The 8,915-nt window shown below is 48.9% G+C and carries 10 protein-coding genes; 8 read left to right on the top strand and 2 right to left on the bottom strand.

Features of this window, described 5'->3' with window-relative positions; translation table 11 throughout:
* Both NUV48_02410 and NUV48_02405 read right to left on the bottom strand, forming a co-directional pair.
* A partial coding sequence (locus NUV48_02410) for a transposase family protein (GenBank protein MCR4440993.1) occupies positions 1–325 on the bottom strand: 325 nt, incomplete at its 3' end.
* Between the two features lie 2 nt (positions 326–327).
* Positions 328–588: a transposase family protein gene (locus NUV48_02405; protein ID MCR4440992.1), complete on the bottom strand. Its 261-nt coding sequence runs from the start codon at positions 586–588 to the stop codon at positions 328–330.
* A gap of 471 nt (positions 589–1,059) precedes the next feature.
* Between NUV48_02405 and NUV48_02400 the strand changes: the two genes are divergently transcribed.
* The 8 genes from NUV48_02400 (at position 1,060) to hslV (ending at position 8,898) form a co-directional block, all read left to right on the top strand.
* Complete coding sequence (locus NUV48_02400) at positions 1,060–1,689, top strand: hypothetical protein (protein MCR4440991.1); 630 nt, start codon at positions 1,060–1,062, stop codon at positions 1,687–1,689.
* A 157-nt stretch (positions 1,690–1,846) separates the two neighbouring features.
* Entirely contained in the window at positions 1,847–2,041 is a 195-nt protein-coding gene (locus tag NUV48_02395; protein MCR4440990.1) for a hypothetical protein, read from the top strand.
* Positions 2,042–2,145: 104 nt separating this feature from the next.
* Entirely contained in the window at positions 2,146–2,835 is a 690-nt protein-coding gene (locus tag NUV48_02390) for a metal-dependent hydrolase (GenBank protein MCR4440989.1), read from the top strand.
* Between the two features lie 46 nt (positions 2,836–2,881).
* Positions 2,882–3,967 carry a DNA-processing protein DprA gene (dprA, locus tag NUV48_02385; GenBank protein MCR4440988.1) on the top strand — a complete coding sequence of 362 codons (1,086 nt, stop codon included), beginning with the start codon at positions 2,882–2,884 and terminating at the stop codon, positions 3,965–3,967.
* 30 nt (positions 3,968–3,997) lie between these two features.
* On the top strand, positions 3,998–6,100 hold the full coding sequence (topA, locus tag NUV48_02380; protein ID MCR4440987.1) for a type I DNA topoisomerase: 2,103 nt from the start codon (positions 3,998–4,000) through the stop codon (positions 6,098–6,100).
* Positions 6,101–6,125: 25 nt separating this feature from the next.
* Positions 6,126–7,463, top strand: coding sequence for a methylenetetrahydrofolate--tRNA-(uracil(54)-C(5))-methyltransferase (FADH(2)-oxidizing) TrmFO (gene trmFO, locus NUV48_02375; protein ID MCR4440986.1), 1,338 nt, complete (start codon positions 6,126–6,128; stop codon positions 7,461–7,463).
* On the top strand, positions 7,441–8,346 hold the full coding sequence (gene xerC / locus NUV48_02370; protein ID MCR4440985.1) for a tyrosine recombinase XerC: 906 nt from the start codon (positions 7,441–7,443) through the stop codon (positions 8,344–8,346). The genes trmFO and xerC overlap by 23 nt, the downstream gene beginning before the upstream one ends.
* 21 nt (positions 8,347–8,367) lie before the next feature.
* Positions 8,368–8,898: an ATP-dependent protease subunit HslV gene (gene hslV / locus NUV48_02365; protein MCR4440984.1), complete on the top strand. Its 531-nt coding sequence runs from the start codon at positions 8,368–8,370 to the stop codon at positions 8,896–8,898.
* Positions 8,899–8,915 lie beyond the last annotated feature (17 nt).

The following is an 8,915-nucleotide window of genomic DNA, read 5'->3' as shown; positions in this document are numbered from 1 at the left end:
TTGCGTTCCTTTCAACGCTTGTGCTGTTTGGCCCCCTGAACATAGCAATTAGCTCGAGGTTCGGCAGAGCTGACGCATGCACTTTTTTAAAGCGTCGTAGAAAGCGGGTAAATTTGCGGGTGCCGTCAATGGTGACCAGATAGCTTTTCGTCAGCAGGTAACGCGCAAATTTGCGGTTGCGGATCAGGCGGCGGATTTCTTCAACCAACGCAATCTCAATTCCGTCCACCTCGATCTCGATAAGCAACCGGTTTAAAGTATCGTGATGCGGCAGGTCCTCAAGTTCGGGAAATAAAAGCTTCAGGTTTTCTTTAAATTTAGGCATAGTCAGCTGGCGACCGGCTTCACGCCGGGAACTAAAATGAAATACAGGCCATATAACAGGACTACCATAAGCTTGTGTTTGACGGTTTTCGGGTTACGCGGGTCTTTAATCTTCGACAGCCGCTTAAGCAGCCCCGGCAGCAGAGCACGAAAACTTTTCAGTTGCCCTTCCACTATTTGCCGGCGCCCTGCTTGCTCCTGCTCCACGGTCTGAAAAGGACTTTTGGCATTTGGTAATGTCGGTTTCGAAATCTTTTCCAACATATATAGCCCCGTTCTTCAAGTTTTTCTAAAAGCTGTTTGCACGAGTCTATTTTATACTGACCGTTCGGCGTCACCCAATTTAAGTTCTCGCACACCGCCTTTATCAGTTCGGCACGGCTAAGCTTCGGAAACATACATACCGTTTCCTGAACCTCGCGCAGTTCCTGAACGGTAAAATACCTCTCGCTTATCAAGACTGGAGCATCGGTCTGTTTTACCATAGTGCAGCCTCCTTATCATAGTCACCCACACTATTTTCTCACAGCCAATTCCAAATCTTCAGCCCCTTTTTGCAATAAAATTTTTCTCTCAGTGCGCGCTATATCACTCCCTTCACGCATTTTTATGTCCATGCGTCAGCTCTGGAGGTTCGGAGGCAGCGAATATTACCAAAAAGTACCATGCATAGAGGCTGACATACGGGCAAATGCTACTTCTGAACAAATATTTACCAAAAAAGGGGGATGATCTATGATTAACAACCAGATCCAGCAGGTCCAACAAAAGATAAATTCCGTGCAGCAGATGGTGGCTCAGGTTCGTCAATCTGAACAGTACAACCAGCAGAGATTGCAGCAGCTTGCTCAAGACGAAGCTTACGCCGCACAGCAGCTCCAGAGAGTCCAGCAGGTTTGCCAGGATGTTGTTGCCAACCTGCAGAACATTGGTATTGCGCAACCTGCTGGCGGGACCTTCCAGGCACAGGGTTACGCAGCACCGAATATAACCCAGTACGGTTCAACGCAGCCAGGCATATTTACGACTGGAACAACTGTGTCCCCAGTTACCCAGGGTTTTCAGGGAAACCAGCTTTTCAATCCTGAGACGATGGGAGCGGAAACATACCAGGGCACTTTACAGACATTTGGAAATGTCCCGGGCTTTCAAACATCTGGTCTCACCGGCGGGGGTGTGACAGGAGCCGGTTATGGTTACCAGGGTGCGCAGCAGGCAGGTTACCAAGCTGGCACAGCCGGCCAGACGCTGCTGCCGACTTCCTCGAATCTGGCAGGAAACGCTGGTGGAGGGGTGTCACCAAGCCTGCGTGAAATCGGCCAGCAGGCCGGCATATCAACAGGAGTCACCGGCACAAGCCAGTAAATTAAATCTATTTTCAAGAAAACTTTTAGGCAGTTCCGCAAACAAACGGAACTGCCTCGCTTTTTACGATGAACCGTTGCCAGCATTTACTTAAAGGCATTTTGCATGTTGTGTCGAACTAGAAATAAAATGCTATGCAGGAGAAAGAGGGGATAGAATGTTGATCCGGATAATCTATGAAGACGAAAAAATAGCGGAAATACGTAATAAGTTAAAGGGTTTTAACATGAAGCAGCTCTCTATCTTGGAGGATATTATCCAACGAGAAAAGAACAGCCGACAAAAAGAAACATTTGAGGAATGGCTTGGTGTTTTGAATCAGTATGTGGAAGTATCCCAGGAGAAGAGATAGACGGGTTTGAAACCTTGATAATTTGCTAAAAAGACTCAAAAGCCTGTTTGATATTTTCTTCATTATGCCTTATAATGGTAGAAAAATCGGAGGTGATGAGTTTGATTAAGCTTACCTTTCATGGTCATGCCTGTTTCAGCTTAACCGATGGAAAGTACGATATCTTAATCGATCCCTTTATTTCAGGCAACCCACTGGCAAAAATAAAGGCTCAGGACCTCAAACCCACCCACATTCTGGTCTCTCATGGCCACGGCGACCACCTGGGCGATGCTGTCGCTATCGCGAAAAGGACCGGGGCTATTATTATTTCCCCCAATGAACTGGCCGTATATTGTAAAAACAGGGGCGCGGCAGTACATACCATGCATATCGGCGGTTCATGGCAGTTCGAGTTCGGCAGGGTGAAACTTACTCCTGCCTGGCACGGGTCGGCGGTTATAGAAGGAGAAAACATCATATATACAGGCAATCCCTGCGGATTCGTCATAGAAATGCAGGGAAAATACATATATCATGCAGGCGATACCGGACTATTTTTGGATATGAAACTTATTGGTGAGATGTATAACCTGGACTGCGCGCTCTTGCCTATCGGCGACAATTATGTGATGGGACCCGAAGATGCCGTCAGGGCCGCCGGGATGCTGCAGGCCAGGATAAACATACCTATGCACTATAATACATTCCCTTTAGTCAAGCAGGACCCGAACAGGTTTGTCCAGCAGTTAAAGGCCAAGTATCCCGCTTTAGAGGTAAGGATTTTGGACATAGAAGAGAGCATAACATTGTAAAAAAGGTAGCCATGTGCTATCTTTTTTGTTATACGAAGGAGTGTGAATGATAATAGATACCCTGTATGCGGCAGCGTTTCACCAGGTATTTCAATCGAGCCTAAATAAGTGTTTTCTTGATATCTATAACTATTTTGGTTCCTGGGAAGCTGCCTGGAAATGTGGAAAAAACCCGCCCGGCTTGGGTATACCCGAAGAACTGTGGGAGAAGTTCATATTTGAAAAAGGTGAACTTGAACCGTTAAAACTTGGGGAATATATGGACAAAAAGGGAATCAAGCTGATAACACGGCAGGATTCCCGCTTTCCTGCTTCGCTGTTGCAAATTTCCAATATTCCCTGTATTCTATATTATTGCGGTGACCTGTCGCTGGCAGACCAAAAAGCTGTGGCGGTGGTAGGGTCCCGCAAGGCTACCGCATACGGGATCAAACAGGCCAGGAAAATATCGGGTGAACTGGCCTCATCGGGATTAGTGATCATAAGCGGCCTGGCGCGCGGTATTGACGGGGCCGCGCATGAGGGGGCCCTGGAAGCTGGCGGCAAGACCGCCGCTGTCTTGGGTTCCGGGCTGGATGTACCTTATCCCAGGGAAAACGTCAGGCTGTTTCACGAGATAAGCGAAAAAGGACTGGTAATCAGCGAGTTCCCGCCAGGAACCCAGCCGTTTAAATATAATTTTCCTGTAAGGAATAGGATTATCAGCGGCCTCAGCCAGGGCGTATTCATTGTAGAGGCCGCCGCCCGGAGCGGTTCATTGATCACCTGCGACTGCGCTCTTGAGCAGGGAAAAGAAGTGTTCGCGCTTCCCGGTCCGGTTACAAGCCTTAACAGCATAGGCACACTTCGACTGCTCCAAAGCGGCGCCAAGCTTGTTATTCATTCTGGAGATATTTTGGAAGAACTGGGCTGTGCGGAAAAGAGCTGTTTGTTTGATAACAGGAAAGAAAAAGAGAGCCAGTTAAGCCACGAAGAAAGGTGGGTTCTGGACAGAATTTTTTGGGAGCCGACGCACATCGATCAGCTCATCGGCAATAATAAAAACCAGTTCAATCTGCATAAATTATTGTTGAACCTTGAAGTGAAAGGCTTGATAAAGCAGCTACCAGGAAATTATTATTTGAGAGTATGATTGATCGATAATAGTTTAGAGGTGATATTATTGTCAAAAGTAATGGTTATAGTAGAGTCTCCAGCAAAGGCCAAAACGATTGGAAAATTTTTAGGTAAAAAATACACTGTCAAGGCTTCACTGGGGCATGTCCGTGATCTACCCAAGAGCCAGTTTGGCGTAGATGTGAAGAACGGCTTTGAGGCCAAGTACATCACCATCCGGGGCAAAGGGGAAATCCTGAAAGAATTGAGGAGCATGGCGCAAAAAAGCGACAAAGTACTGCTGGCCACAGACCCTGACCGGGAGGGAGAAGCCATTGCCTGGCATCTCCAGGAACTACTAAAAATCCCCGCGGATGAAAAATGCAGGATTGAATTCAATGAGATCACGAAAAAAACCATCACCGAGGCTGTCAAGAAGCCGCGCATGATTGACAAAAAACTGGTCGAAGCCCAGCAGGCGAGAAGAGTACTGGATAGGCTGGTGGGGTATAAACTCAGCCCTCTCTTGTGGCGTAAGATAAAAAAAGGATTGAGTGCCGGACGGGTCCAGTCTGTTGCTGTTCGCCTGATATGCGACAGGGAGGAAGAAATAAAAAGGTTTGTTCCTGAGGAGTACTGGACATTAACGGCGAAATTGAATAAGGAAAAAGAAGCATTTGAGGCCAAGCTGGTAAAAATAAGAACTGATAAGGCCGAGTTGAAAAATGAAGAACAGGTCAAGGCTATAATCAAGGAAATAGGCAAAAGCAGTTTTTACGTTGAGTCTATCAAGAAACGCCAGCAAAAACGCAATCCGCCGCCTCCTTTTATTACCAGCACCCTGCAACAGGAAGCCTACCGGAAACTGAATTTTGCGGCGAAAAAGACGATGCTTATCGCCCAGCAGCTTTATGAGGGCCTGGATTTAAGCAAGGAAGAAGGAACGGTGGGATTAATCACTTATATCAGGACTGATTCCAGCAGGGTGAGCGAGGAGGCGCAGAAAGAGGCGGCAGATTACCTGGAAAAGGCGTTCGGTAAAGAATACCTGACGGATAAACCCCGCGCACACACCAGCAAGGGAAAAGTTCAGGGCGCCCATGAGTGTATCAGGCCTACCAAGATCGGAAGGACTCCCGAATCGATAAAAAAATACCTGTCCAGCGATCAGTACAAGCTTTATCAGTTGGTCTGGGATAGGTTTATGGCTTCCCAGGCGGCTCCTGCTGTGGTGGACGTTACTACGGTGGACCTGAAAGTGAAACAATATCTTTTCCGGGCAAGCGGGTCTGTGGTTGTTTTTCCCGGTTTTACCAGGATTTATATCGAAAGCAGGGATGACCAGGGTAAAGAGGATGAAGGCATTTTGCCTGTGCTTGAAGAGAATGAAGAGGTAAAACTTGCCCGGCTTGTCCCCAAGCAGCATTTCACCCAGCCGCCGCCGCGTTATTCGGAGGCCACGCTCATCAAAACGCTAGAAGAAAACGGGATAGGACGCCCGAGCACGTATGCTCCTATCCTGGAAACCATTGTTTCGCGCGGTTACGTGCTCAAGAAGCAAAAACAGTTTATGCCGACTGACCTTGGCTGCCTGGTAATTGATGTGTTGAAAAGGTTTTTCCCCGAAATAATAAATGTCGAATTTACGGCAAACATGGAAAGCCAGCTTGACAGCGTAGAGACTGGGGAAGCCGACTGGCGGGACATACTCAGCAGTTTTTACGGGCCGTTTACGAATGAGCTTGAAATTGCTGACCGGGAGATAGGGCATATTGAAGTGGAGGACGAGGTAACCGGAGAGATCTGTGCAAACTGCGGGCGCAATATGGTGATAAAGACAGGGCGTTTCGGAAAATTCCTGGCCTGTCCAGGTTTTCCCGAGTGCCGCAATACCAAGCCCGTGCTTGAAGAAACAGGAATTAATTGTCCTAGGTGCGAGACCGGCAGGATTGTAATCCGCATGTCCCGCAAGGGTAAGAAGTTTTACGGGTGCAGCAGGTATCCGGACTGCGATTTTGTTTCATGGGAGGAGCCAGTACAGGGTAAATGCCCGCAGTGCGGCCGGCACCTGGTAGTAAAAAAAGCAAAGAACGTGAATATAATCAGCTGCTCTGATAAAAAATGCGGTTACAAAGAAAAAATGGGAAAAGATAAGTCAAAGACGAAGTAGCATTTTGGTTACAGGAGGTTGTCACTTGCGGTATGTGACAGTTATTGGCGCCGGGCTGGCCGGCAGTGAAGCCGCCTGGCAGATCGCCAAAAGGGGAATAAGGGTACGGTTGTACGAGATGCGGCCGTTCAAAATGACTCCAGCACATCAAACCCCTTATTTTGCCGAGCTGGTCTGCAGCAACTCCCTGCGCGCCGCTTCACTGGAAAACGCCGCTGGTCTGTTAAAAGAAGAAATGAGACGGCTTGATTCCCTGGTTATCAGGTGCGCCGACCGTTTCAGCATTCCTGCTGGCGGCGCTCTGGCGGTTGACAGGACGGCCTTCTCCCATGAGATAACGAGAGTATTAAGCGAACATGAGATGGTGGAAATAGTCCGGCAGGAACTTAAAACCTTGGATGTTGAAGGGATTGCTGTTTTGGCCAGTGGACCGCTTACCAGCGAAGTGCTGGCCGGCGAGTTGCGGAAATTGACAGGGGAGGAGTTCATGTACTTTTTTGATGCCGCTGCCCCGCTGGTGGAAGGTGAAACGATCAATTACGAAAAAACATTTTGGGCTTCGCGCTACGGGAAAGGAGAAGCCGACTACCTCAACTGTCCCCTGACACGCGAAGAATATGAAAGGTTTTATACAGCGCTAACCGCCGCAGAGGTTCACGCGCCCCATAAATTCGAGAAGGCAGCGTATTTCGAGGGTTGCATGCCTATCGAGGTGATGGCCAAACGCGGCCCGCAGACGCTGCTGTTTGGACCGCTAAAACCGGTCGGCCTGGTCAATCCTGCCGACAACCAAAGGCCGTATGCCGTTGTCCAGCTGCGCCGTGACAATACCGCCGGAACTCTTTTCAACATGGTTGGTTTTCAAACTAATCTAAAATGGAGCGAGCAAAAAAGGGTTTTTCGAATGATCCCGGGGCTGGAGAACGCAGAGTTTGCCAGGTTTGGCGTGATGCACCGCAATACCTTTATTAATTCGCCGCACCTGCTTGAGACCACCCTGCAGGTTAAAAAAAAGCCAAACCTCCTGGCGGCCGGACAGCTCACGGGGGTGGAAGGCTATGTGGAGTCGGCTGCCGCCGGCCTCGCTGCAGGCATTAACGCCAGTCGTCTCTTTCAGGGGAAAAACGCGCTGATACCACCCCGGGAGACGGCGATTGGTTCCCTTTTGCATTACATAACACATGCGGATCCGCAAAACTTTCAGCCGATGAACATCACTTTCGGCCTGCTGCCGCCCTGGAACGAGAAAATCAAAGACAAAAAACACAAGAAGATGCTGATTGCCCGGCGTGCCCTGGAGACCCTGGAAAAATGGAAAGCAGCGGAGGGAATTGAGGGAGATGTTGTTAACAACCTTGGTTGACAGTTTTTTTATTTATTTGGAAAGTGAAAAAAATATGGCCCAACACACTATAAAGTCTTATAATAGCGATTGGATGGATTTTTTCGCTTTCCTGGAACAAGAGATGGGTTATAACCTTGATTGCTTGGAACTGGAGAAAATAGATCATAGTGTTATCAGGAAATACCTGATACATTTGAATAAAAAAGAGCTGGCCAAACCGACGATAGCACGCCGCCTGGCCGCGCTGCGGAGCTTTTATCGCTACCTGATTAAAAAAGAAATCCTGGCCCAAAACCCGCTTAAAGATGTATCCACGCCCAAAATCCCTAAAAAACTGCCCAGGTATCTGGAACAGGATGAAATCAGCAAAGTTCTGGAACAACCCGCGCTCTCAGAAGGGGCGGGATTACGCGACAAGGCCGTCCTGGAACTCCTTTACGCGGCGGGGATGCGCGTCAGCGAGCTCGCCGGCCTTGACCTCGAGAATATAGACCTGTCGTACGGGTATGTAAGGGTATTGGGAAAAGGCGGGCGGGAAAGACTTATCCCTTTAGGAAGAAAGGCTGCTGCTGCCCTGGCTGTCTACCTGGAAAAAGTTCGCCCGCTTTGGAACACGCAAAAAAGCAAAGCCTTGTTTCTTAACCAGCGGGGAGGGCGCTTGAGCGACAGGTCAATAAGAAGTATAGTAAAAAAATACTGCCTGCTGGCTTCGGTCAGGGAATGCGTTTCGCCCCACGGCTTTCGCCACAGCTTTGCTTCCCACCTTCTTGACAACGGTGCTGATTTGAGGGTTGTTCAAGAGCTTTTGGGACACAAAAAAATATCTTCTACTCAGGTGTATACCCACGTTTCCCGCAGCCAGCTGCGCAAGGTTTATCACCTGGCGCACCCGAGAGCTTAACGGAGGGAGGGATGGAACGATATGCTGAGAGGCACGACCATCATAGGGGTAAAGAAAGGAACCAAGGTGGCGATAGCCGGAGATGGACAGGTTACCATGGGACAGGGCATTATCATGAAGCACAGGGCCAGGAAGGTGAGAAAACTTTACCAGGGTAAAATACTGGCGGGTTTTGCCGGCTCCGTGGCGGATGCTTTTACGCTTTTTGACAAGTTTGAAAAAAAGCTTGAAGAATACAATGGAAACCTGCCGCGGGCAGCGGTAGAGCTTGCTAAAACCTGGCGAACGGACAGAATGCTTAGAAACTTGGAGGCCATGTTGATAGCGGCTGACCAGGATAACATCCTGGTCATCTCCGGGACCGGAGAGGTTATCGAACCGGATGACGGGATTGCCGCCATCGGTTCAGGCGGAGCCTACGCCCTTGCGGCGGCCAGGGCCCTGTTAGGACACACGCAGCTTGTTCCCAGGGAGATTGTGCTGTCGGCAATGGAAATCGCGGCATCAATTTGTGTTTACACAAATAACAATATAATTGTAGAGGAATTATGAAAAAAAGGTGGGAAAAG

The organism is Peptococcaceae bacterium (assembly GCA_024655825.1).
Lineage (GTDB): Bacteria > Bacillota > Peptococcia > DRI-13 > PHAD01 > JANLFJ01.
This window is presented reverse-complemented; position numbering and strand designations above follow the sequence as displayed.

Excerpts from the sequence above, each read along its gene's own strand:
- NUV48_02405 (MCR4440992.1), bottom strand. The coding sequence starts at position 588 with ATGTTGGAAAAGATTTCGAAACCGACATTACCAAATGCCAAAAGTCCT.
- xerC (MCR4440985.1), top strand. The coding sequence starts at position 7,441 with ATGTTGTTAACAACCTTGGTTGACAGTTTTTTTATTTATTTGGAAAGT.
- NUV48_02395 (MCR4440990.1), top strand. The coding sequence starts at position 1,847 with ATGTTGATCCGGATAATCTATGAAGACGAAAAAATAGCGGAAATACGT.
- dprA (MCR4440988.1), top strand. The coding sequence starts at position 2,882 with ATGATAATAGATACCCTGTATGCGGCAGCGTTTCACCAGGTATTTCAA.
- NUV48_02400 (MCR4440991.1), top strand. The coding sequence starts at position 1,060 with ATGATTAACAACCAGATCCAGCAGGTCCAACAAAAGATAAATTCCGTG.
- hslV (MCR4440984.1), top strand. The coding sequence starts at position 8,368 with ATGCTGAGAGGCACGACCATCATAGGGGTAAAGAAAGGAACCAAGGTG.